Source organism: uncultured Oceanisphaera sp. (genome assembly GCF_947495715.1).
Lineage (GTDB): Bacteria > Pseudomonadota > Gammaproteobacteria > Enterobacterales > Aeromonadaceae > Oceanimonas > Oceanimonas sediminis.
The window spans coordinates 245,436-267,887 of the sequence record NZ_CANLZU010000001.1 but is presented as its reverse complement, the minus strand read 5'-3'; the positions used below and the strand labels follow the sequence as shown (position 1 = coordinate 267,887).

At 59.8% G+C, this 22,452-nt stretch carries 23 protein-coding genes; 19 read left to right on the top strand and 4 right to left on the bottom strand.

Annotation, left to right across the window (positions count from 1 at the left end; all coding sequences use genetic code 11):
• The first annotated feature begins 78 nt into the window (after positions 1-78).
• The 16 genes from hutI (at position 79) to Q0753_RS01165 (ending at position 16,665) form a co-directional block, all read left to right on the top strand.
• Positions 79-1,287: an imidazolonepropionase gene (gene hutI / locus Q0753_RS01240; protein WP_298716016.1), complete on the top strand. Its 1,209-nt coding sequence runs from the start codon at positions 79-81 to the stop codon at positions 1,285-1,287.
• Positions 1,284-2,225 (top strand): formimidoylglutamase, encoded by a 942-nt coding sequence (gene hutG / locus Q0753_RS01235; RefSeq protein WP_298716014.1) that lies wholly within the window; start codon positions 1,284-1,286, stop codon positions 2,223-2,225. Before hutI ends, hutG begins: the two co-directional genes overlap by 4 nt.
• A gap of 42 nt (positions 2,226-2,267) precedes the next feature.
• Positions 2,268-3,950: a urocanate hydratase gene (gene hutU / locus Q0753_RS01230; RefSeq protein WP_298716072.1), complete on the top strand. Its 1,683-nt coding sequence runs from the start codon at positions 2,268-2,270 to the stop codon at positions 3,948-3,950.
• 4 nt (positions 3,951-3,954) lie between these two features.
• Complete coding sequence (hutH, locus tag Q0753_RS01225) at positions 3,955-5,487, top strand: histidine ammonia-lyase (RefSeq protein ID WP_298716011.1); 1,533 nt, start codon at positions 3,955-3,957, stop codon at positions 5,485-5,487.
• A gap of 195 nt (positions 5,488-5,682) precedes the next feature.
• Entirely contained in the window at positions 5,683-7,149 is a 1,467-nt protein-coding gene (atpD, locus tag Q0753_RS01220) for a F0F1 ATP synthase subunit beta (protein ID WP_367179483.1), read from the top strand.
• Positions 7,139-7,528 (top strand): F0F1 ATP synthase subunit epsilon, encoded by a 390-nt coding sequence (locus Q0753_RS01215; protein WP_298716007.1) that lies wholly within the window; start codon positions 7,139-7,141, stop codon positions 7,526-7,528. Before atpD ends, Q0753_RS01215 begins: the two co-directional genes overlap by 11 nt.
• On the top strand, positions 7,521-7,844 hold the full coding sequence (locus Q0753_RS01210; RefSeq protein ID WP_298716005.1) for an AtpZ/AtpI family protein: 324 nt from the start codon (positions 7,521-7,523) through the stop codon (positions 7,842-7,844). The genes Q0753_RS01215 and Q0753_RS01210 overlap by 8 nt, the downstream gene beginning before the upstream one ends.
• A complete protein-coding gene (locus Q0753_RS01205) occupies positions 7,837-8,163 on the top strand; it encodes an ATP synthase subunit I (protein ID WP_298716003.1) in 327 nt (108 codons plus the stop codon). Before Q0753_RS01210 ends, Q0753_RS01205 begins: the two co-directional genes overlap by 8 nt.
• Complete coding sequence (locus tag Q0753_RS01200) at positions 8,153-8,854, top strand: F0F1 ATP synthase subunit A (RefSeq protein WP_298716001.1); 702 nt, start codon at positions 8,153-8,155, stop codon at positions 8,852-8,854. The genes Q0753_RS01205 and Q0753_RS01200 overlap by 11 nt, the downstream gene beginning before the upstream one ends.
• Before the next feature lie 28 nt (positions 8,855-8,882).
• Positions 8,883-9,164: a F0F1 ATP synthase subunit C gene (locus Q0753_RS01195; protein WP_298715999.1), complete on the top strand. Its 282-nt coding sequence runs from the start codon at positions 8,883-8,885 to the stop codon at positions 9,162-9,164.
• A 3-nt stretch (positions 9,165-9,167) separates the two neighbouring features.
• Positions 9,168-9,983, top strand: coding sequence for a F0F1 ATP synthase subunit delta (locus tag Q0753_RS01190; protein WP_298715997.1), 816 nt, complete (start codon positions 9,168-9,170; stop codon positions 9,981-9,983).
• The gene (locus Q0753_RS01185; protein WP_298715995.1) at positions 9,980-11,536 is read left to right on the top strand and encodes an alternate F1F0 ATPase, F1 subunit alpha; all 1,557 of its coding nucleotides are present in this window, start codon (positions 9,980-9,982) and stop codon (positions 11,534-11,536) included. Before Q0753_RS01190 ends, Q0753_RS01185 begins: the two co-directional genes overlap by 4 nt.
• The gene (locus Q0753_RS01180) at positions 11,529-12,419 is read left to right on the top strand and encodes a F0F1 ATP synthase subunit gamma (protein ID WP_298715993.1); all 891 of its coding nucleotides are present in this window, start codon (positions 11,529-11,531) and stop codon (positions 12,417-12,419) included. Before Q0753_RS01185 ends, Q0753_RS01180 begins: the two co-directional genes overlap by 8 nt.
• Positions 12,420-12,579: 160 nt before the next feature.
• Positions 12,580-14,682, top strand: a complete 2,103-nt coding sequence (locus Q0753_RS01175; RefSeq protein WP_298715990.1) for a TonB-dependent siderophore receptor — start codon at positions 12,580-12,582, stop codon at positions 14,680-14,682.
• A 104-nt stretch (positions 14,683-14,786) separates the two neighbouring features.
• Positions 14,787-15,461, top strand: coding sequence for a metal-dependent hydrolase (locus Q0753_RS01170; RefSeq protein WP_298715988.1), 675 nt, complete (start codon positions 14,787-14,789; stop codon positions 15,459-15,461).
• Positions 15,462-15,561: 100 nt separating this feature from the next.
• Entirely contained in the window at positions 15,562-16,665 is a 1,104-nt protein-coding gene (locus Q0753_RS01165; protein WP_298715986.1) for a phosphoribosylaminoimidazolesuccinocarboxamide synthase, read from the top strand.
• A gap of 204 nt (positions 16,666-16,869) precedes the next feature.
• Here Q0753_RS01165 and crp read toward each other — a convergent pair whose 3' ends face one another.
• On the bottom strand, positions 16,870-17,508 hold the full coding sequence (gene crp, locus Q0753_RS01160) for a cAMP-activated global transcriptional regulator CRP (RefSeq protein ID WP_298715984.1): 639 nt from the start codon (positions 17,506-17,508) through the stop codon (positions 16,870-16,872).
• A gap of 181 nt (positions 17,509-17,689) precedes the next feature.
• On the opposite strand from crp, the gene Q0753_RS01155 reads away from it, so the two are divergent.
• Entirely contained in the window at positions 17,690-18,094 is a 405-nt protein-coding gene (locus Q0753_RS01155; protein WP_298715983.1) for an OsmC family protein, read from the top strand.
• A gap of 76 nt (positions 18,095-18,170) precedes the next feature.
• Here Q0753_RS01155 and Q0753_RS01150 read toward each other — a convergent pair whose 3' ends face one another.
• The 3 genes from Q0753_RS01150 to Q0753_RS01140 are packed head-to-tail and all read right to left on the bottom strand — an operon-like array spanning position 18,171 to position 20,300.
• Complete coding sequence (locus Q0753_RS01150; RefSeq protein WP_298715981.1) at positions 18,171-19,040, bottom strand: phosphoribulokinase; 870 nt, start codon at positions 19,038-19,040, stop codon at positions 18,171-18,173.
• Positions 19,041-19,098: 58 nt separating this feature from the next.
• Positions 19,099-19,323 carry a YheU family protein gene (locus tag Q0753_RS01145; protein ID WP_298715979.1) on the bottom strand — a complete coding sequence of 75 codons (225 nt, stop codon included), beginning with the start codon at positions 19,321-19,323 and terminating at the stop codon, positions 19,099-19,101.
• On the bottom strand, positions 19,320-20,300 hold the full coding sequence (locus tag Q0753_RS01140) for a hydrolase (protein WP_298715977.1): 981 nt from the start codon (positions 20,298-20,300) through the stop codon (positions 19,320-19,322). Before Q0753_RS01140 ends, Q0753_RS01145 begins: the two co-directional genes overlap by 4 nt.
• A gap of 156 nt (positions 20,301-20,456) precedes the next feature.
• Here Q0753_RS01140 and Q0753_RS01135 point away from each other — a divergent pair, with 156 nt between their 5' ends.
• Both Q0753_RS01135 and Q0753_RS01130 read left to right on the top strand, forming a co-directional pair.
• Positions 20,457-21,050: a LysE family translocator gene (locus tag Q0753_RS01135; RefSeq protein WP_298715975.1), complete on the top strand. Its 594-nt coding sequence runs from the start codon at positions 20,457-20,459 to the stop codon at positions 21,048-21,050.
• 85 nt (positions 21,051-21,135) lie between these two features.
• Positions 21,136-22,242, top strand: coding sequence for a 1-acyl-sn-glycerol-3-phosphate acyltransferase (locus tag Q0753_RS01130; protein ID WP_298715973.1), 1,107 nt, complete (start codon positions 21,136-21,138; stop codon positions 22,240-22,242).
• The last annotated feature ends 210 nt before the right edge of the window (positions 22,243-22,452 follow it).

Below are 22,452 nucleotides of genomic sequence, written 5' to 3'. Positions count from 1 at the left end.
CAATTCACTTCCCGGGGGTTGCCAGATAAAAAAAATAGGATTAAATGTATATACAAATTACTTATCAAGGACATCTTCATGATTCAGTCATCATCACGCCTCTGGTTGAATGCCATTCTGTTTGATGGCCTGAATACGGCCGCCGAGCCGATGGCGGTGGCCGTACAGCAAGGCCGGATTGCCTGGCTCAAGCCGATGAGCGAACTGAATACCGATGATCAATCCGGTTTCGAGTGCATCGATGCCCAGGGTGCCCTGATGACCCCCGGACTGATTGACTGCCATACCCACCTGGTGTTCGGCGGCAACCGCGCCGGCGAATTTGAAGCCCGGCTGGAAGGTAAAAGCTACGAAGAAATCGCCCGTGCCGGCGGCGGTATCATCAGCACGGTGCGGGCCACCCGTGCCGCCACCGAAGACGAGCTGTTCGCAGCCGCCAGACCCCGCCTGCAGGCCCTGATGGCCGACGGCGCCACCACGGTCGAAATCAAGTCCGGTTACGGCCTGGATCTGGACAACGAATTGAAGATGCTGCGGGTGGCGCGCCGCCTTGGCCGCGAGCTGCCGGTTCGGGTGGTCACCACATTGCTCGGCGCCCACGCCCTGCCACCGGAATACAAAGACGATGCCGACGGTTACATCGAGCTGGTGTGCAGCCAAATGATTCCGGCTGCCGCCGCCGAAGGGCTGGCCGATGCGGTGGATGTGTTCTGCGAAAACATCGCCTTCTCGGTCGAGCAGTGCGAGCGGGTCTATGCCGCCGCCAAGGCGCACGGCCTGGCCATCAAGGGCCACACCGAACAATTGTCCAACCTGGGCGGCAGCGCCGCCGCCGCCCGGGCCGGCGCTTTGTCGGTGGATCACATCGAATATCTGGACGAAGCGGGAGTCAGGGCGCTGGCCGAGGCCGGCACCGTCGCCACCCTGTTGCCCGGCGCCTTCTTCATATTGCGCGAAACCAGGGTGCCACCCATCGAAGTGCTGCGCCGTTACGGCGTACCGATGGCGTTGGCCACCGATGCCAACCCGGGCACCTCGCCCATCTTCAGCCTGAAACTGATGCTGAACATGGCCTGCACTCTGCTTCGTATGACTCCCATTGAGGCCCTGCGCGGTGTCACCGCCCACGGTGCCCGGGCGCTGGGCTTGCAGGCAGAGGTGGGTCGCATCGCGCCCGGTCTGCAGGCGGACTTCTGCCTGTGGGACACCACTAACCCGGCGGAGCTGGCCTACAGCGTGGGTCTGCCCCGTCTCGTTCAACGCATTGTGTCTGGAGAGCTTGCATGAATATCGACATGAGCACCTGGACCGGTCGCACCGATCCCGAGGCCAACACCGCCCGCTGGCACCAGCAGGTGCAGCCGTTCGGCACCGCGGCCGAGCCGGGTACCACCCTGATTGGTTTTTGCAGCGACGAAGGCGTGCGCCGCAACAAGGGACGCACCGGTGCCGCCAAGGGCCCGGCCGCCATGCGCAAGACGCTGGCGAGCCTGGCCTGGCATCAGTCGGCCCCGGTTTATGACGCCGGCGATGTGGTCTGTGCAGGCGAAGATCTGGAAGCGGCGCACCGTGCCCTGGCCAACCGGGTCGCCGAGTGCCTGGCACACCGGCAACTGCCCATCGTCATGGGGGGCGGCCACGAGGTGGCCTTCGGCTCCTGGAGTGGTCTGGCGCAACACTTTACGGCACAAGAAGCGACGCAGGAGCAGCCTCCGCGCATCGGCATCATCAATTTCGATGCCCATTTCGACCTGCGCGACCCGGGGTTCGTGGTGTCTTCCGGCACCCCCTTTGCCCAGATAGCCCAGGCCTGTGAGCAGAAGGGCTGGCCCTTCCAGTACGCCTGTCTGGGCGTGAGTCGGGCCTCCAATACCCGGGCCCTGTTCGACAAGGCGGAACAGCTGCAGGTACTGACATGGGAAGACAGAACCATGACCCAGAGCCGGCTGGTCGAGATGCAGCGCGAGCTGAACAGTTTTATCGGTCGCTGCGACCACCTGTACCTGACCATAGATATCGATGTGTTTCCCGCCGCCCAGGCTCCCGGTGTCAGTGCACCGGCCGCCCGGGGGGTAGCACTGGATGTAATTGAACCATTGATTGAACAGATTACCGCCAGCGGCAAGTTACGACTTGCCGATCTGGCCGAGCTTAATCCCGAGTACGACGTCGATGGCCACACGGCCCGGCTGGCGGCTCGGTTAATTCATACTTTGACACTGTAAAAGGGACACACCATGTCACAGCAAAATACGTCACAGCAAAATATGTCACAGCAAGACAAGCGCCACGCGCCAGGCCGCGTTATCGAATCACCGACCGGCGTAAACAAAATCTGCAAGAGCTGGCTGACCGAGGCCGCCTATCGCATGCTGCACAACAACCTGCACCCGGACGTGGCCGAGCGCCCCGAAGATCTGGTGGTGTACGGTGGCATCGGCCGTGCGGCCCGCGACTGGAACTGTTTCGACCGCATTGCCGAAGTGCTGACCCGGCTGGAAGACGACGAGACCCTGCTGGTGCAATCCGGCAAGCCGGTGGGGGTGTTCAAGACCCACGCCGACGCGCCGCGGGTGCTGCTGGCCAACTCCAATCTGGTCCCTCATTGGGCCAACTGGGAACACTTCAACGAGCTGGATAAGAAAGGCCTGATGATGTACGGCCAGATGACCGCCGGCTCCTGGATCTACATCGGCTCCCAGGGCATAGTGCAGGGCACCTACGAAACTTTCGTCGCCGTGGCCAAGCAGCACTTCGACGGTGAAGCCAGGGGGCGCTGGGTACTGACCGGTGGCCTGGGTGGCATGGGTGGCGCTCAGCCGCTGGCCGCCACCATGGCCGGTTTCAACTGTATTACCGTTGAGTGTGACGAAACCCGTATCGATTTCCGTCTGCGCACCCGTTACGTCGACAAGAAGGCCTACAGCCTGGACGAGGCGCTGGCCATGATCGATGAAGCCAAGGCCAAGGGCGACGCGATTTCCGTCGGCCTGCTGGGTAACGCCGCCGACGTATTCCCGGAGCTGGTCGCGCGCAACATCACCCCGGATGTAGTCACCGACCAGACCTCAGCTCACGATCCGCTGAACGGTTACCTGCCCCAGGGCTGGACCATGGAACACGCCGCCGCCATGCGCAAGCAGGACGAGGCCGCCGTGGTCAAGGCCGCCAAGCAGTCGATGGCGGTACAGGTTCAGGCGATGCTGGATCTGCAGGAACGCGGTGCCGCGACCCTGGATTACGGCAACAACATCCGCCAGATGGCACTGGAAGAAGGGGTGAAAAATGCCTTCGACTTCCCCGGTTTCGTCCCCGCCTATGTGCGCCCGCTGTTCTGCGAAGGCATAGGTCCGTTCCGCTGGGTGGCCCTGAGTGGCGATCCGGAAGATATCTACAAGACCGACGCCAAGGTGAAGGAACTGATCCCGGACAACCCGCACCTGCACAACTGGCTGGACATGGCACGCGAGCGCATCGCCTTCCAGGGGTTGCCTGCCCGTATCTGCTGGGTCGGCCTGAAAGACCGCGCCCGCCTGGCGCTGGCCTTCAACGACATGGTCAAGAACGGCGAGCTGAAGGCACCCATCGTAATAGGTCGTGATCACCTGGACTCCGGCTCCGTTGCCAGCCCGAACCGCGAAACCGAAGCCATGCTCGACGGCTCCGATGCGGTATCCGACTGGCCGCTGCTGAATGCGCTGCTCAACACCGCTGGCGGCGCGACCTGGGTGTCGCTGCATCACGGTGGTGGTGTGGGCATGGGCTTCAGCCAACACTCGGGTGTGGTGATCGTGGCCGACGGCACCGATGCCGCCGCCGCCCGCCTGGGTCGGGTACTGCGCAACGACCCGGGCACCGGGGTGATGCGTCACGCCGATGCCGGTTATGATATTGCCATCGACTGTGCTCGTGAGCAGGGTCTGGATCTGCCCATGGTTAACAAGGATTAATGTGATGACGACGCTGACCATCAACCCCGGAAAAATGACCCTGGCCGAGATGCGCCAGGTCTACGAACAGCCGGTCCGGCTCACGCTGGCCCCCGGCTGCCACGACGCGATTCAGGCCTCTGTCGACTGTGTTAACCGCATGGTCGCCGAAGACAGAACCGTGTACGGCATCAACACGGGTTTTGGCCTGCTGGCCAGCACCCGCATCAAGCCGGAAGATCTGGAAACCCTGCAGCGCTCGCTGGTGCTGTCCCACGCCACCGGCCTGGGCGAACTTGTCAGCGACCAGCTGGTACGACTGATTATGGTGCTGAAGATCAACGGCCTGGCCCGTGGCTTTTCCGGCATCCGTCTGCAGGTGCTGGAAGCGCTGATGACCCTGGTTAATCACGAGATCTATCCCTGTATTCCGGGCAAGGGCTCCGTCGGTGCCTCCGGCGACCTGGCGCCGCTGGCTCACATGAGCTGCGTGCTGCTGGGCGAGGGCACCGCCCGTTATAAGGGTGAAGTGATCAGCGCCGGTCAGGCGCTGGAAATTGCCGGCCTCGCGCCGATGGCCCTGGCGCCGAAAGAGGGCCTGGCCCTGCTGAACGGCACCCAGGTGTCTACCGCCTTCGCCCTGCGCGGCCTGTTTGAAGCGGAAGACCTGTTCGCCGGCGCCATCGTGATCGGCGGCCTGACCGTGGAAGCCACCCTGAGCTCGCGTCGTCCGTTCGACCCGCGCATCCATGAAGTGCGTGGCCAGCAGGGGCAGATCGATGCCGCCGCCGGTTACCGCCATGTATTGGGCGAGTCCAGCGCAGTCAGCCAGTCTCACAGCAACTGCGCCAAGGTGCAGGACCCGTACTCCCTGCGCTGCCAGCCCCAGGTGATGGGGGCCTGCCTGACTCAGCTGCGTCAGGTGGCCGAGGTGCTGTTGGTAGAAGGCAACGCCGTGTCCGACAACCCGCTGGTATTTGCCGACGACAACGACGTGATTTCCGGCGGTAACTTTCACGCCGAGCCGGTGGCCATGGCGGCGGATAATCTGGCGCTGGCGATTGCCGAAATCGGCTCCCTGAGCGAACGCCGGGTGTCGCTGATGATGGATACCCATATGTCGGGTCTGCCGCCGTTCCTGGTAGAAAACGGTGGCGTCAACTCCGGCTTCATGATCGCCCAGGTGACCGCCGCGGCACTGGCCTCCGACAACAAGGCACTGGCGCATCCGCACTCGGTCGACTCGCTGCCGACCTCCGCCAACCAGGAAGACCATGTGTCCATGGCCCCCAACGGCGGCCGTCGTCTGTGGCCGATGGCGGAAAACAGCCGCGGTGTACTGGCCATCGAATGGCTGGCCGCCTGTCAGGGTCTGGACTTCCGCGGAGGTCTCAAGACCACAGAAGCGCTGGAGGTAGCGCGTCAGACCCTGCGTGAAAAGGTCGGCTACTACGACAAGGACCGCTTCTTCGCCCCGGACATCGAACAGGCCGATGCCCTGCTCAAGGCCAACAGCCTGAGCCACCTGGTACAGCCGGGTCTGCTGCCCAGCCATTAAGCGAACCGGGTCATGAAGAAATATGTGGGGTTGCATCAGGCAACCCCTTTTTTGTGGCCGGCATTCGGTAAGCAAGCTCCTTTGCCTTTGCTCGGGTACCGATAACCAGTAATGGTTTGCTTCACAGGAATGGATGCAGGAGATGCCACTACACTTTAGCGAATAACGGTGAAGGCGGGGGACGGAGGCTGAGTGATAACAAACCAGGACAACAAGCAGGATTCCAACGCCGGCGTGGTGGCCTCGGTGCGCGGTAGTGTGGTGGATATCCGTTTCGATGAGCGGCTGCCGCCGATCCATTCGCTGCTGCGGGCAGGAGAGCAGCAGCAGATTCAGATTGAAGTGCTGGCGCAGCGGGATGCGCATCATGTACGCGGTATTGCCCTGACGCCAACCCAGGGCTTGGCTCGCGGCATGGTGGTTACCGACACCGGAGGGCCCTTGATGGCCCCGGTGGGCAAAGGGCTCATGTCACGCATGTTCGACGTGTTCGGCAACACCATCGATCGTGAAGGCGAGCTGTTCAATGTTCAATGGCGCTCGGTGCACAGGGCGCCGCCATCGCTGGCGCGGCGATCTACCAACGCCGAAATTTTTGAAACCGGCATCAAGGTTATCGATGTGCTGTTGCCACTGGAGCGGGGCGGCAAGGCGGGCCTGTTTGGCGGTGCCGGAGTCGGCAAAACGGTGCTGCTGACCGAGATGATCCACAACATGATTGGGCATCAGCAAGGCGTCAGTATCTTTTGCGGCATCGGCGAACGCTGTCGTGAAGGCGAAGAGCTGTATCGCGAGATGAAACAGGCCGGGGTACTGCCGAACATGGTGATGATCTTCGGCCAGATGAACGAGCCACCGGGCAGCCGTTTTCGAGTGGGCCATGCGGCACTGACCATGGCCGAATATTTTCGTGACGACGAGCACAGGGACGTGCTGCTATTGGTCGATAATATTTTCCGTTTCATTCAGGCCGGCATGGAAGTGTCTGGCCTGATGGGGCAGATGCCGTCACGGCTGGGGTATCAGCCGACCATAGGCACCGAACTGTCTCAGCTGGAAGAGCGCATTGCCAATACCGATACCGGCGCCATTACCTCGATTCAGGCGGTGTATGTACCGGCCGATGACTTTACCGATCCGGCTGCGGTGCATACCTTCTCGCACCTTTCCGCCTCCATCGTACTGTCGCGCAAGCGAGCGAGTGAAGGGCTGTTTCCGGCCATCGATCCGTTACAGTCCAGCTCCAAGATGGCCACCCCGGGCATTGTCGGCGAACGGCATTACCGGCTGGCGCAGGAGATCCGGCGTACTCTGGCGCAATATGCCGAGCTCAAGGACATTATTGCCATGCTGGGGTTGGAGCAACTGTCGGCGGAAGATCGCAGGGTGGTCGGCAGAGCCCGGCGGCTGGAGCGTTTTTTGACGCAACCGTTTTTTACCACCGAACAGTTCACCGGGCTGACCGGCAAGCTGGTCAGTCTGGAGCAATCGCTGAACGGCTGTGATCGCATTCTGAAGGATGAGTTCGAGCACTATCCCGAGAGTGCGTTGTACATGATAGGCGCGGTGGATGAAGCGAAGCAGACCGCCTCCGACGATTCGCCCCCCGACATTGCAGCGGTTGCGGAGGCGAAGCATGTCACCGATAACGATGAAACTTAAGATCCTGTTGCCTTATGGCGTCTTCGCGGAACGAAGCGGGGTGCTGCGTATGGTGGCCGAAACAACGAGCGGAGCCGTAGGGATCTGGCCTCGTCGCCTGGACTGCGTGGCGGTGTTGGCGCCGGGCATTTTCACCTACGAAACCGAGGCCGAGGGAGAAGTCTTTGTGGCGGTGGATGAAGGTGTGCTGGTCAAGGCCGGTAGCGAGGTGCGGCTGTCGGTGCGACAGGCGCTGGGCGGGGCAGAGCTGACGCAGTTGCGCCGGCGGGTAGAGCAGGAATTTTTGTCACGAGACGAGCAGGAGCAAAACCTGCGCTCGGTCATGAGCAAACTGGAAAGCGGTATTCTGCGTCGTCTGGTAAGGGTAAAGCATGGCTGACGAACCCGAAAAAAAAACGGACTTCGCCAGGCAGGTTGGTGCCAAGGCGACACGCAAGCTCAAGGCTCGTCGGCATCGCACGCCCGGCTTGTGGTTTGGCCTGGGCATGATGGGATTGATTGGCTGGTCGGTGGTGGTGCCAACGCTGTTGGGGGCCGCCATTGGCTACTGGCTGGATGAGCATGAGCCGGGCCAGTATTCCTGGACATTGGCACTGTTGATGGCCGGGTTGATTATCGGCTGTTTCAATGCCTGGTACTGGGTGGCCAGGGAAGAGCAGGCCATGCGTGATGAACAGGAGGACAAGCATGAGTAATACGCTGATGTGGGCCGGGTCTGGCGGTGCCGGGCTGGCGCTGGGACTGTTTTTTTTCGGCGGCCTCTGGTGGACGGTGAGACGGGGCCTGTCGTCGTCGCATCCCGCCTCGCTGTTTCTTGCCAGCCTGCTGTTGCGCACGGGGATTGTTCTGACGGGATTTTATCTGGTTGCCGACGGCCATTGGCAACGATGGCTGGCGTGTCTGCTCGGGTTTGTCATCGGGCGCTTATTGCTGATGCGGCTGCTTGGCCCGGCGCTTGTTCGGCCTCCTGTCGACGCATCGGGAACGGAAGAGGAGAAGGGCCATGCACCTTAGTCCCGACGAAGTCCTGTACTGGCAATACGGTGTTTTTCAGCTCAATGCCACCATACTGTTTACTTGGGGGGTGATGTTGGTGCTGGCGCTGGGAGCAAAACTGATCACCCGCAACCTGTCCACCGGGCTTTCGCGCTCTCGCTGGCAAAACCTGCTGGAAATCATCGTCACCACCCTCGTCAGTCAGATGAAAGAGGTGGGGTTGCGTCACCCTCATACCTATCTCGGTTTTCTGGGCACCCTGTTCCTGTTTGTCGCCACCTCCAGCCTGCTGACCATGATACCCGGCTTCGAGCCGCCGACCGGCTCTTTATCTACCACGGTGGCGCTGGCGCTGTGTGTGCTGGTGGCGGTGCCGCTGTTCGGCATCGAAGAGCAGGGGCTACGTGGCTACCTTGCCTCCTATGTGCAGCCGACCGTCGTGATGTTGCCGTTCAATCTGATCAGCGAACTGTCGCGTACCCTGGCCCTGGCCGTTCGTTTGTTCGGCAACATGATGAGCGGGGCCATGATCATCGCGATTCTGTTGAGTATCACGCCCTTTGTTTTTCCCGTGGTGATGACGGTGCTCGGCCTGCTGACCGGCATGGTGCAGGCTTATATTTTCACTATTCTGGCGGCGGTTTACATTGCGGCCGCCACCCGGGTTCGCAAAGAAGCTGCGGGTCAGGAAACAGAGCCCGGTTCGTGACACCGGGCCCACAAGCCAAGGAGACAGTATGGACAGCATGACCCTGATTGCGGTGACTTCCATTTTCATTGCCGGCCTGACCACCGGTTTTGGCACCATGGGGCCGGCGCTGGCTGAAGGTCGGGCGGTGGCCACGGCGATGACCTCGCTGGCACAACAACCCGACGCCTCGGCCACTATAACCCGCACCCTGTTTGTTGGCCTGGCGATGATTGAGTCGACTGCTATCTACTGCTTTGTGGTGTCGATGATCGTGATTTTCGCCAATCCGTTCTGGAATTATGCGGTCGCCCAGGCGGCAGGGCAGTAAGCCATGCTGATCAATTGGTTTACCGTTGGCGCCCAGGTACTCAATTTTTTGATTCTGGTATGGCTGATGAAGCGCTTTCTGTATCAGCCCATTCTGAATGCCATCGATGCGCGGGAAAAACGGATTGCCGCCGAGCTGGCCGATGCTGCAAAACAACAGGCCGGTGCCCGGCGGGAGCGCGACGAATTTCGCCACAAGAACCGCGAATTCGAGCAGCAGCGTGCCGACAGGATGGAACGGGTCGTTGCCGACGCCACGGCCGAGCGGCGGCGACTGTTTGAAGAAGCCAGGCAGGCGGCCGACGCCCAGAGCGCGCAACGACAGCAGGCGCTGCAGCGTGAACAGCATAGCCTGAATGCGACGCTGATTCGCCACACCCGGGAAGAGGTGTTTGCCATTGCGCGCAAGGCACTGACAGAGCTGGCCGGCATCAGCCTGGAACAACGCATGGCCGAAGTACTGGTGCAGCGGTTGCAGGCGCTGGGCCCGCAAGAACGAGCACAACTTGGCCAGGCGCTTGCCTCCGTGAGCGTGCCGGTGCGAGTATGCAGCGCCTTTACGTTACCGCAGGCGCAGCAGCGCGAGATTCAGGCGGCGCTGTCCGAGGTGTTTTCGGCCGATATTCAGCCGACGTTCGAGACAGACCCGCAGCTTGTCAGCGGCATCGAGCTCTGTGCCGATGGCTGCAAGGTAGCCTGGAGCATTGATGAATACCTGACGGCGATGAAGCAGCACATCGATCAGCGGGTGGCGGAGCCTGACTCGGCCAGGACTGATGCGGATCCAGCGGTGTCGTTACAATCGGAGTCACGCGAATGAGTGAGACCGGAAATGCGCTGAAGCGGGTGTTTGAGCGCGCCTTTACCGATTTGCGGCGCGGGCGGGAAAGCTTCACGCCGACGTTGCGATCTCGCGAAGTCGGCGTGATTGTCAGCCTGTCTACCGGCATTGCCCGGGTAAGCGGGTTGCCCGGGGTGGGAGCCGATGAACTGCTGATTTTTCCGGGCGAGGTGTTCGGCATCGCCTTCAATGTGGACGAACAGGACATAGGTGTGGTGCTGCTCGGCGAATACTGGCGCCTGCAGGTGGGCGACGAGGTCGAACGTACCGGCCGGGTGATGGATGTGGCGGTGGGCGAGGGCCTGCTGGGTCGGGTCATCGATCCGCTGGGCCGGCCACTGGACGGCAAGGGGCCGGTGAACAGCCATGCACGCCGGCCTATCGAACAGCCGGCGGCACCGATCATGGACAGGGCGCCGGTCACGGTACCGCTGCAGACCGGCCTGAAAGTGGTGGATGCGCTCATTCCCATCGGCCGCGGCCAGCGTGAATTGATCCTCGGTGATCGGCAAACCGGTAAAACCGCCCTGGCCATCGACACCATTCTCAATCAGCGGGGAAAGCAGGTACTCTGCGTTTACTGTGCCATTGGCCAGCGCGCCTCTGCGGTGGCCAAGGTGGTGGCGACCCTGCGAGAAAAAGGAGCCATGGAATACAGCGTGGTGGTGCTGACCGAAGGTAATGATCCGCCGGGGCTCGCCTATATCGCACCTTACGCCGCCACCAGTATCGCGGAGTATTTCATGGCCCAGGGGCGGGATCTGCTGATCGTGTATGACGATCTGACCCACCACGCCCGAGCCTATCGCGAATTGTCCTTGCTGCTACGCCGCCCGCCGGGACGAGAAGCCTTTCCCGGTGATATCTTCTATATACATGCGCGACTGCTTGAGCGGGCCACGCGCCTGCGGGCGGAGTGCGGCGGCGGCTCCTTGACCGCGCTGCCGATAATAGAAACCGAGGCGCAGAATATTTCCGCCTACATTCCCACCAACCTGATCTCCATTACCGATGGACAGATCTATCTGTCGCCGTCGCTGTTTGAACTGGGCATGTTGCCGGCGGTCGATGTGGGCAAGTCGGTGTCTCGAGTAGGCGGCAAGGCTCAGCGGGCGGCTTACCGGGCCGTGGCGGGAGATCTCAAGCTGGCTTATGCCCAGTTCGAGGAACTTGAAACCTTTGCCCGCTTCGGCGCCCGGCTGGATGAACATACCCGCAAGATCATCGAGCACGGGCAGCGGATCCGCGCCTGCCTCAAGCAACTCGAGTCGACACCGGTGGCCATGCACGCCCAAATTACCGTTCTGCTGGCACTGAGCTCGGGCTTGTTCGATTCGGTACCCCCGGCAAACATGGGCGCGGCCGAGGCGGCGGTACGCCAGGCCGCGACCCGGCTTCCGGATACGCTGTGCGAGCGGTTGAATGGTACTGAGCCGTTAACGGATCAGGATCGCGAGACCATTATCGGTACCGCCCGCGAGGCACTCTCTTCCTTCTGTGTTTCGGCCTGCCCGGAGCGCCGTCGTGAGTAATACCACCACCAGCCTGGTCCGCCAAATCGACAGCGCCACCGAGCTGCAATCGGTGGTGCGCACCATGAAGGCGTTGGCGGCGTCACGCATCGGTCAATACGAGCAGGCGGTAGGTGCGCTGGCCGATTATGCCGACAGTATAGAATTGGGACTCAGCGTCTGTATGCGTCATGCCGCCTCCGAGCACCGGATCACCGCCGACTCGGCAACATCGATGGCCGGTGTTACGGGTGCTCTGGTGTTCGGCTCGGATCAGGGACTGGTGGGTCAGTTCAATGACGTGGTGGCCGATCATGCGGGTGAAACGCTGGCCGATTTGTCGACCCCGCCGATGATCTGGGCGGTGGGCGAACGGGTTCAGGCTCGTCTGGCCGATAGGGGGCTGCAATTGACGGGAAGCTTTACGGTGCCTCATTCCGTTAGCGGGATCACGGCACTGGTGGCGAACATGCTTATCGCGAGCGAAGCCCGTATCAGTGCGGGCGATATCGGCGGACTCTATCTGTTTTACAATCGGAGCCGTCCGGGAGGAGGGTACGGGCCGGTCAGTCAGCGATTGCTGCCGCTGGATGGCCACTGGCGTCGGCAATTGGTGGAGCGAGACTGGCCCACCACCAGGTTGCCGGAGGTGATCGGTACCAGCACCGCCACCTTGCAGGCCCTGATCCGGGAATATCTGTTTGTTTCCCTGTTTCGGGCCTGTGCCGAATCGCTGGCCTGCGAGAACGCCAGCCGACTGGCGGCCATGCAGCGTGCCGACAACAATATCGACCAGTTACTGGCAGAGTTCAGCGTGACTTTTCACCGTGTGCGTCAGGCCGAAATCGACGAAGAGCTGTTCGACGTTATCGCGGGCTTTGAGGCGCTGGCCAGAGAGTTTTAATATCGAAATTTATCAGACCGAGCTCAGGAGTCGATAAACATAGCCCCTTGATGGCAGGCGCCGTCAACGAGGCGGATAAAAAGTTCAATTTTTCATTGAATTAATAAACCCAATAAAAAATAATAACTAAATATTAATCATTATCATTTGGGTTTTTCTTATGAGTTTTACAGGGGAAGTGAATCGCTCCGCCGGGTTGCATCGTCGCCCGTTAAGTGTTCTGGTCAGCCTGGCGTTACTGCCAGCCATGCCGCTGGCCGCCGCCGAGGCCGTTGCCATCAGCCAGTTGGAGCAGGTGGTGGTGGAGGGCGACTGGCTCGGTACTCCGACCAAAGAAAGCGCCAAAACCTACACCGGGGCCCGTAACGTGGTGGAAAGCGAAGAGCTGCACGAACGCGGCGCCCTCAACCTGGAAGATGCCCTGCGCCAGGTGCCCGGCATTCAGGTGCTGGATGAAACCGGCACCGGCATTTTGCCCAATATCGGGGTACGTGGCCTGAACCCGCTGCGCAGCGAGCGGGTACAGTTGCTGGTAGACGGCTATCCGATTGCCATCGGTCCCTATACCAATGTGGGCGTGTCGCTGTTTCCGGTAACCCTGCCCAGCCTGGAAGCGGTGGATATGGTTCGTGGCGGCGCCGCCGTGCATTATGGCCCCAACAACGTGGGCGGGGTGATGAATCTGGTCACCAAACCGATTCCCAATCAGATGGAGCAGACCCTGCGCGAGCGGCTGTTGATCGCCGAGGATACCGGCCATGTCATGACCGATACTTACTACCGGGTGGGCGGCTTCGTCACCGACAATCTGGGCCTGCAGTTTCAGGCCAACCTGCAGCAGGGCAACGGCTTTCGCGATCATGCCGCCACCGACGTACAGAACTACATTCTCGATGTGGACTATTTCGCGGACGACATCAACGAGTTCAAGGCCCAGCTGCAGTATTACGACGTGACCGCCGATCTGCCCGGCGCCCTGAGCCCCACCGCCTATGAGGCGAACCGCAACCAGTCGCAACGGCCTCATGATGGCTACGACGCCGACATGTGGCGCGCCAACCTGACCTGGATCCATACCCCCAGCGACGATCTGGAAGTCCAGTGGCGCAACTTCGCCCATCGGGCGGACCGAACCTTCTTCTTTGGTCAGGACTCCACCGACTGGGATAACTGGAGCGATCCAGCCAATCCATCCACCGTCGTGGCCGATTCACCCCGCATATTCAACGTTTACGGCACCGAGCCGCGGGTGACCAAACAGCTGGGCAACCACACCCTGATGCTGGGCGGCCGTTATGTTCGGGAAGAGGTGGAATTCGACGTCAACCGCCTGACCCTGACCGACGGCAGTTACAACGATCAGGTGCGGGATTGGGAATTCGTCACCAACGCCTATGCCGCCTATGTCAGCGACACCATCAGTTTGCTGAATGATCGTCTGGCCATCACCCCCGGTATCCGTTACGAAGAAGTGCGCACCGATTACCGGGACGATAATTCCGGCGCCATCAGCGATAACCATACCTCCGAATGGTTGCCCGGCCTGACCGTGGGCCTGCAGGCCAGCGACCAGGTGTTCCTGTTTGCCAATGCCCTGCGCTCCCTGGTACCGGTACAGACCGCTCAGGTGATCCGTGAGGGCGCGGTGGCCAACGAAACCGCCTGGAATTACGAACTGGGCGCGCGCTGGCAGCCGACCGACAGCCTGCAGACTTCAGCCACTTTGTTCCGTATCGATTACCAGGATCAAATCCAGTACAACAAGGCGCAGAGTGTGTATGAAAACCTGGGCGAGACCCGCCAACAGGGCATCGAGCTGGAAGGCCGCTGGCAGGCCACCGACCAGCTGGCGCTGGGACTGGGCTATACCCTGCTGGACAGTGAACAACGAACCGGTACCAACCGGGGCAAGGAACTGCCCAACGCACCGCGACACCATGTGAGCACCAACGCCACTTACCAGACCGGCCTGTGGACCGCCAGCGCCAGTGCCTTGTATGCGTCCGCGAGCTTCAGCGATGCGGATAATACCGTTACCGAAACTGCCAATGGCAGCAAGGGCGAGCTGCCGTCCTATACCCTGGTCAATACTCGTTTGGGCCGAGACATTCCGCTCGGCAACGACATGACCCTGAATGTGGGTCTGGGCGTCAACAACCTGCTGGACGACGACGCCTACTTCCGTGGCGCCGATGTCAGCCCCATCGGTCGCGTGCCCATGCCCGGCCGCACCTATATGCTGGAAGGTCAGCTGAGCTTCTAAGCTCCGACGTTGTCTGCTTACCATCACAGGGCCATTCAGGCCCTGTTTTTTTATCCAGTATTCACATGCTACACTCGGCGCCTTTTCAGCCGGGAAGGTAGTCGATGGCGGATTTCAGAACGCATATTCAGGTGGCCTCGGTGGCCAGCGGCCTGCTGGCGGGGTCGCTGGCCTGGGCGCAGCTGGTGACCCTGCCCGAGGCGGGCCTGTTGTGGCTGGCGGGTACACTGGGAGGGATACTGCCGGATATCGATGCCGATACGTCCCGCTCCATTCGTATCATCTTCCGCCTGTTCGGCATTCTCGGCACCATGCTGGCGCTGCTGTATGGCCGACAATATCTGCCGCTGGTCGACACCCTGGTATTGGGGGCGGTCGCCTATGTGCTGGTGCGTTATCCCCTGTGCTGGGCCTTCGCCCGCTTTACCGTGCACAGAGGTACCCTGCATTCGCTGCTGGCCAACCTGGTGTTTGCCGGCGGTGGTGTGGTGATTAGCTCTCGTTTATTTCAGTTGCCGGCCGAGCTGGCCTGGCAGCTGGGTATCTTCGTGTTTATCGGTGCCATGATCCACTTGCTGCTGGACGAGCTGTACAGCATCGATCTGGAAGGGCGGCGGCTGAAGAAATCGTTCGGCACCGCGCTCAAAATCACCGAATGGCGCTCTCCGCTGGCCAACCTGTTGCTGCTCTCTCTGCTGGCGGCATGCTGGTGGCTGGCGCCCACCGCGCCGTCGCTGCTGCTGGTGCTGCAGCGGCTATTGCCGCTTTCTCACATCTGATAAGATAGCGCCGCCGGCAGCCTCGCCCTTCGATATAAATACAATAACCCGGCGGCGGTGTTTGGCAGCGTTTCAACACTCCACACACAGGACACACGCGATGAGTCTCGCAGACAAGGTATTGGCCGTTAACAACGACCTTCCGATCCGTACCCACCAGCCGGTGCACAGTGGCAAGGTACGCTCTGTATACTGGCTGACCGAAGAAGACAGCCGCCGGCTGATCCAGGAAAAAGGCTATGACGTGGCCGCCGATGCGCCGCTGGCCATCATGGTGATCAGCGATCGCATCTCGGCGTTCGACTGCATCTGGCACGGCGAGGGGGGCATGCAGGGCGTGCCCGGCAAGGGCGCGGCGCTCAACGCCATTTCCAACCACTGGTTCAAGCTGTTCCGCGAGCAGGGCCTGGCCGACAGCCATATTCTGGATATCCCGCATCCCTTCGTGTGGATAGTGCAGAAGGCGACCCCGGTGAAGATAGAGGCCATCTGCCGTCAGTACATCACCGGCTCCATGTGGCGCAGCTACGCCAAGGGTGAGCGCGAATTCTGCGGCATTCGTCTGCCGGATGGTCTGCAAAAAGACCAGAAGCTGCCGGAGTTGCTGATGACCCCCTCGACCAAGGGCATTCTCACCGGTATTCCCGGCGTGCCGGAGGCGGACGACGTCAACATTACTCGTCAGAATATCGAAGACAACTTCGCCGCCCTTAACTTCCGTAGTCAGGATGATATTGCTCACTACGAGCGGCTGCTGAAAGAAGGTTTTGAGGTGATAAGCCAGGAGCTGGCCAAAATCGATCAGGTGTTTGTCGATACCAAGTTCGAGTTCGGCTATGTCACCGATGCCGCAGGCAACGAGAAACTGATTTACATGGACGAGGTGGGCACCCCCGACTCGTCCCGAATCTGGGACGGCCCGGCCTATCGCGACGGTCGTATCGTGGAGAACTCGAAAGAGGACTTCCGCCAGCTGTTGCTCAAGCATTTCCCGGATCCCGATATTCTGCTCAATAAAGAGCGGATGCCCGAGCGAGAGGCGCTGGCGCGTGACAATGCGCTGCCGGTTGAGGTGCTGATGGATATTTCCCGCACCTATGTCGGTATTGCCGAGAAAATTACCGGCCAGAAGCTGACATTGTCCGATAATCCCAAGGCGGATATCATCGCCATATTGCGTGACCGGTACGGCCTGATTGATTAAATAAAAAATCCGGGGCTTTCCCGGATTTTTTATTCGTGTCCATGTCCGGGAACGAGCAATAAATTGACTAAATGGTCAGTTCCTTCGAATAGGCGGAGCCGTTTCACCAGCCGCTAGATTCGATACTGATAGCTTGCCCTTGTTAACAAACTAAAAAACCCGGGAAATCCCGGGTTTTTCGGTTATCTGTGGTGAAAGGGCGGTTTAACGGGTGCCGAATACCACTATGGTCTTGCCGTGGGCGGAGATCAGGTTCTGCTCTTCCAGCATTTTAAGAATACGGCCCACGGTTTCCCGCGAGCAACCGACGATCTGGCCGATTTCCTGACGGGTAATCTTGATCTGCATGCCGTCCGGATGGGTCATGGCATCGGGCTGACGGGCCAGGCTGAGCAGGGTTTCCGCGATGCGACCGGTCACGTCGAGGAAGGCCAGATCACCCACTTTCTGGCTGGTGGTTTGCAGTCGTTCGGCCATCTGAGCCGACAGCCGCATCAGAATCTCCGGGTTCACCTGGATCAGCTGACGAAACTTCTTGTAGGAAATCTCGGCCACTTCACAGGGAGATTTGGCACGAACCCAGGCGGTACGCAGTGGATTATCCGTTTCTTCAAACAGCCCCAGCTCACCGATAAAGTCGCCCTGATTCAGATAAGACAGGATCATTTCCTTGCCGTCTTCGTCTTTTATCAGCACGGAAACCGAACCCTTGACGATGTAATAGAGCGTTTCGGCTTTTTCTCCCGCGTGGATCAGGGAGCTTTTTGCCGGATATTTATGAATATGGCAATGTGACAAAAACCATTCCAGGGTAGGGTCACTTTGGGGCTTGCCAATAACCATGGGTTTTCCTCTTGATTGACTCGGGCTGAACGCCTTGCAAGCAGGCTGCCTGTCTTGTGGTGTAAATAATTCGGTTAGCATAAAAGGCTTGTGGCCTACCATCAAGAGGCTTGGAGTTTTTATCCTGCTCGTTGTCTTTTCGGTGATAGGTTAATATGCGGTTTTTTAGCGAGGAAATGTTATGAAAGCCAAGGTTACCTGGTTGGAAGGAATGTGTTTTGAGGGATTATCCGAGTCTGGACACAAGATAGTGCTGGATGGTACCAACCCGGGCGAGGGCGCCAGCCCGATGGAAGCGGTGTTGCTGGGCGCCGGTGGCTGCAGCGCCATCGATGTGGTGTCCATCCTGGAAAAGGGACGCCAGCAGGTGACCGGCTGTTACGTGGAGCTGGACGCCGACCGGGCCGATAATCCGCCGCGGGTGTTTACCGCCATTCGGCTGCACTTTGTGGTTAGCGGTCAGGAGCTGGCCGAGAAGCAGGTGGCCCGGGCCGTCGAGCTGTCGATGGACAAGTACTGCTCGGTGATGAAGATGCTGGAAAAGGCGGTCACCGTCGAGTCTTCCTATGAGATCCGTAACGCCTGATTTAATCGTGAGGGGGTGAAGAGTAAGGGGTAAGGTGGAAAACACCTCACCTCTCACCCCTCACCCCTCTCGTCTGTTAACGGATCTTGCCGGTTTCCAGTAATCGCTCGAGCATGGGGCGCAGGATCAGCTCCATGGCAAAGCCCATCTTGCCGCCGGGCACTACTATGGTGTTGCGTCGGGACATGAAGGAGCCGTCGATCATCGCCAGCAGATAGGGGAAGTCGACGTTCTTGATGCCACGAAAACGGATCACCATCATGCTTTCGTCGGCGCTGGGGATCACCTTGGCGCTGAACGGGTTGGAGGTATCGACCGTCGGTACCCGCTGAAAATTGATATGGGTGCGGGAAAACTGGGGGGTGATGAAATTGATGTAGTCCTCCATCGAACGCACGATGGAGTCGGTGACCGCCTCCCGCGAATGACCGCGCTCGGCGGTGTCGCGGATCAGCTTCTGGATCCACTCCAGGTTGACGATCGGCACCATGCCGATCAGCAGATCCACATGCTGCGCCACATTCTGCTCCTCGGTGACCACACCGCCGTGCAGACCCTCGTAAAACAGCAGGTTGGTGTCTTCCGGCAGCTGTTGCCAGGGAGTAAAGGTACCCGGCATCTGATTGAAGGGCACCGCTTCGTCGAAGGTATGCAGATAGCGGCGAAACTGACCGACGCCGGTATTGCCATATTCCTTGAAAAAGTGCTCTAACAGCTCGAAATCGTTGGCTTCTGGTCCGAAATAGCTGATATGTCTGCCTTGCTCCCGGGCGCGGCGAATCGCCACATCCATCTCCGGACGGGTATAGCGGTGAAAGCTGTCCCCTTCGAGCATGGCGGCCTTGACCCCGAGCTGGGCGAACATGGAGCGAAAGACTTCGGTAGAAGTCGAGGTGCCGGCACCCGAGGAGCCGGTAACCGCAATAATGGGGTGCTTGGCAGACATAAGGAACCCTGAAATTGATTAAACTGTGAATGTTTATACGCAGTGGGCCGGGGGCAGGTCAAGGTTTGTGATTGAACCGGTCCGCCGGCACTATGTTGACGCTTTCGTGTAACTCGCTGTAGACAATGACCGCATCGCCAGATTTAAGTTGTTGTTTAACCTGTATAAGTTTTTCATTCAGCGAGATGTCCCGGTCGCCGTATTCGGTGCCTTCCTGCAGTACGAATTGTTCGATCAGATTATTGAGCGTGTCTTCGCTCAATTCGGTAAATGGAATAATCATGCTTTTTCCTGATAGGGGGGCCATTGTTTGGCGAGCCACTCGGGCACCCGCTGTTCCAGCCAGTAGCGGGGGCGCCAGGGCTGGCCATGCATAAAGCCGACATGGCCGCCGGTGCGGCTCAGTTCATAGGTGATCGCCGGCGGCAGCTCGCTGGCGTCGGGGATCACCGTATCGTTCATGAAGGGATCGTCGGCGGCGTGGATCATCAGCGTCGGCGTACTGATTCTCGACAGCTTGTAAAGACCGGAACAACGGCGGTAATAATCTTCGGCATCGTTAAAGCCATGCATCGGCGCCGTGACCTTGTCGTCGAACTCGCGCAGGCTGTGTATTCGGTCGAGATTGCCCTGCCAGCGATGATGGGGATGACGGCGCAGCCGCTGCTGCCAGTTGAATTTCATTCGGCCCAGCAGATAGCGCTGATAGAAGCGGGAAAAACCCGAGTTGATGCGATCGGCACAGGCCGACAGCTGCAGCGGGGCCGAAATGACCACGGCGGCGCACAAGGGATGACGCTTGTGCTCGGCCAGATAGTTGATCAGCATGTTGCCGCCGAGCGAATAGCCGATGGCCGCTATCGGCCGTTCCGGATAGCGCTGGCGCAGCAGCTCCAGCACATAATGCGGATCTTCAATGGCGCCGGAATGATAGGCCTGCAGGTAGCGATTGGGTTCGCCGCTGCAACCGCGAAAATGCATCAGCACCGGCTGCCAGCCCTGTTGGTGCAGGGCTGCCATCATGCCTCGAGCATAATGAGACTCGACACAGCCTTCCAGACCATGAAACAGCAGCACCAGCGGCCGGTGTTCGTTCAGCATCGGCAGTGCCCAGGCCAGATCGACAAAGTCCCCGTCCGGCAGCTCCAGCCGCTCGCGGCGGGTGTCGATACGCGAGCGATGCAGGTACTTGGCCATAATGGTCTGCACATGCGGATTACGGGCCCACCAGGGGGAATGAAAGCGGCTGGGGTGAATCATAGTGTCCTGTTATTACACTGGGGTGGCACGCCACCGGGACGGTATTAATGTTGATAAAACCATAAGTCGATAAAACCATGAGCGGATAAAATACTGGGCGCCGAGCAGAAAATCGAGTAAAACAAGGCTCTTCAACCGTTATTTGACCAGTACCTCATGGATCTCGCCCTGCTCGGCTCCGCCGCCGGCTTTGCCCTGGCTGCCTGTGGCACGCCGGGGCCCAATAATATGTTGCTTACCAGCTCCGGTACTCGCTTCGGTTATGGCCCCACCCTCAAGCTGTTATTGGGCATTATGCTCGGCCTGCAGCTGCTGATGCTGCTCACCGCCCTGGGGCTGGGGCAGCTGTTTCTGTTGTGGCCGGCCCTGCAGTGGGCGCTCAAGGTGGCCGGCAGCGGCTACCTGTTATGGCTGGCCTGGAAGATTGGCCGCGCCAGCCCGCCCGTGGCCGGCGAAAGCGCGTCGGGCATGGACTGGCGACAGGGGGCCCTGTTTCAGTTTCTCAATCCCAAATCCTGGTTGATGGCGGTGTCGGCCATCAGCGGTTTTACCCTGGCCGGCGAGCAGTACTGGGCTTCTGCTATCGGGGTGCTGGCGATATTTCTGTTGTTCGGCATTATCACCGGTCATGTCTGGGCCTTGTTCGGCATGCACCTGCGCCGCTGGCTGCATACGCCGCAGGATTGGCGGCGTTTTAATCTGGTGATGGCGATATTGACTGCGGCCAGTGTGCTGATGATCTGGCGTTAAGGCGGTTTTTACGCATTATCCTTAGAGTTTACCGCCAAAGGGTGTAAAATCTGGGCGTTTTTTGCCCCAGGACCCCAAGATTGTCATGGTTTCAGACACAGATTTGTTTAAAGATATTCGTCCCTACCGGGACGACGAAGTTGCCGGTGCCATTCAACGGCTGATCCGCGACGACGAATTTATCGGCGCCATCGCCAAATATCGTTTTTCCACCCTGTCCGGCATCGGTGGCCCCCTCGTCAAGGCGCTGATCCGCCTGTATTTGAGCTGGCGCTGGCGCAAGCTCGACAGCATTCGCCAGATCCAGCTGGAAGTGGCGACCTACATGGAAAAGATGATCAAGAGCACCACCTCGGGCGTCACTTATTCCGGTCTGGATAAGCTCAAGCCGGGCGAGGGTTATCTGTTTATTTCCAATCATCGTGATATTGCGCTGGATCCGGCGTTCGTCAACTGGGGCCTGCACACCAACGGCCTGGACACGGTACGCATCGCCATCGGCGATAACCTGTTGCGCAAGCCCTGTGCCGCCGAGCTGATGAAGCTGAACAAGAGTTTTATCGTCAAGCGTTCGGCCAAGGGCCCGCGGGAAATGATGAAGGCGTTCAGCGAACTGTCGGCCTACCTGCGCCACTCCCTCGACGACGGTCATTCCATCTGGATTGCCCAGAAAGAAGGGCGCGCCAAAGACGGTAACGATAAAACCGATCCGGCCATCCTCAAGATGTTCTACATGGAAGGCAAGCGGCAGAAAATTCCCTTCGACGACTACATCAAGAGCCTGAATCTGGTGCCGGTTTCCATCTCATACGAATACGATCCCGGTGATGTGGCCAAGGCCCGCGAGCTGTACGCCAAGGCGACCCATGGCGCCTATGAGAAAAGCGAGTTCGAAGACGTGCAGAGCATAGTGCAGGGCATCGTCGGCCAGAAGGGACGGGTACACGTGAGCTTTGGCGAGCCGGTGCGTGGCGAGTTCGACAATGCGGATCAACTGGCGACGGCCATCGATCGGCAGATCCATGCCAACTATCACCTTTTTCCGAATAATCTGCTGGCCGCCGGCCAGACTGCTCAGGTGGATCCCGCTGCCGCCGAGGCATTCGAGCTGCATATGGCTCGAATTCCGGCCGAATTACGCGATCTGGTATTGTCGATGTACGCCCGCCCGGTACTGAACAAGAACCAGTAACCCTGTCTCAGTAAACCGCGGAATTTCAAAAGCCGGCAAGGTTGTCATGTTGACGACCTTACCGGCTTTTTTGTTGGGGCCATGCGACATAAAGATGCGGCTGTGTTGCCTCTTCAGGAGCACCGAGTTGTCTGTAGACGACGCCAACAGGCGACGCCGGAGCATCAGGGAGGGCAAAGGGATCTGCTCAGCCGACCATTCGCGCCAAGG

Bases quoted from the DNA above. Each gene is read 5' to 3' on its own strand.
- hutG (WP_298716014.1), top strand. From the start codon at position 1,284: ATGAATATCGACATGAGCACCTGGACCGGTCGCACCGATCCCGAGGCC.
- hutI (WP_298716016.1), top strand. From the start codon at position 79: ATGATTCAGTCATCATCACGCCTCTGGTTGAATGCCATTCTGTTTGAT.
- Q0753_RS01215 (WP_298716007.1), top strand. From the start codon at position 7,139: ATGAAACTTAAGATCCTGTTGCCTTATGGCGTCTTCGCGGAACGAAGC.
- Q0753_RS01140 (WP_298715977.1), bottom strand. From the start codon at position 20,300: ATGATTCACCCCAGCCGCTTTCATTCCCCCTGGTGGGCCCGTAATCCG.
- Q0753_RS01205 (WP_298716003.1), top strand. From the start codon at position 7,837: ATGAGTAATACGCTGATGTGGGCCGGGTCTGGCGGTGCCGGGCTGGCG.
- Q0753_RS01200 (WP_298716001.1), top strand. From the start codon at position 8,153: ATGCACCTTAGTCCCGACGAAGTCCTGTACTGGCAATACGGTGTTTTT.
- Q0753_RS01175 (WP_298715990.1), top strand. From the start codon at position 12,580: ATGAGTTTTACAGGGGAAGTGAATCGCTCCGCCGGGTTGCATCGTCGC.
- Q0753_RS01165 (WP_298715986.1), top strand. From the start codon at position 15,562: ATGAGTCTCGCAGACAAGGTATTGGCCGTTAACAACGACCTTCCGATC.
- Q0753_RS01195 (WP_298715999.1), top strand. From the start codon at position 8,883: ATGGACAGCATGACCCTGATTGCGGTGACTTCCATTTTCATTGCCGGC.
- Q0753_RS01190 (WP_298715997.1), top strand. From the start codon at position 9,168: ATGCTGATCAATTGGTTTACCGTTGGCGCCCAGGTACTCAATTTTTTG.
- Q0753_RS01150 (WP_298715981.1), bottom strand. From the start codon at position 19,040: ATGTCTGCCAAGCACCCCATTATTGCGGTTACCGGCTCCTCGGGTGCC.
- Q0753_RS01130 (WP_298715973.1), top strand. From the start codon at position 21,136: ATGGTTTCAGACACAGATTTGTTTAAAGATATTCGTCCCTACCGGGAC.
- hutU (WP_298716072.1), top strand. From the start codon at position 2,268: ATGTCACAGCAAGACAAGCGCCACGCGCCAGGCCGCGTTATCGAATCA.
- Q0753_RS01135 (WP_298715975.1), top strand. From the start codon at position 20,457: ATGGATCTCGCCCTGCTCGGCTCCGCCGCCGGCTTTGCCCTGGCTGCC.
- Q0753_RS01155 (WP_298715983.1), top strand. From the start codon at position 17,690: ATGAAAGCCAAGGTTACCTGGTTGGAAGGAATGTGTTTTGAGGGATTA.
- Q0753_RS01145 (WP_298715979.1), bottom strand. From the start codon at position 19,323: ATGATTATTCCATTTACCGAATTGAGCGAAGACACGCTCAATAATCTG.
- Q0753_RS01185 (WP_298715995.1), top strand. From the start codon at position 9,980: ATGAGTGAGACCGGAAATGCGCTGAAGCGGGTGTTTGAGCGCGCCTTT.
- crp (WP_298715984.1), bottom strand. From the start codon at position 17,508: ATGGTTATTGGCAAGCCCCAAAGTGACCCTACCCTGGAATGGTTTTTG.
- Q0753_RS01210 (WP_298716005.1), top strand. From the start codon at position 7,521: ATGGCTGACGAACCCGAAAAAAAAACGGACTTCGCCAGGCAGGTTGGT.
- hutH (WP_298716011.1), top strand. From the start codon at position 3,955: ATGACGACGCTGACCATCAACCCCGGAAAAATGACCCTGGCCGAGATG.
- Q0753_RS01170 (WP_298715988.1), top strand. From the start codon at position 14,787: ATGGCGGATTTCAGAACGCATATTCAGGTGGCCTCGGTGGCCAGCGGC.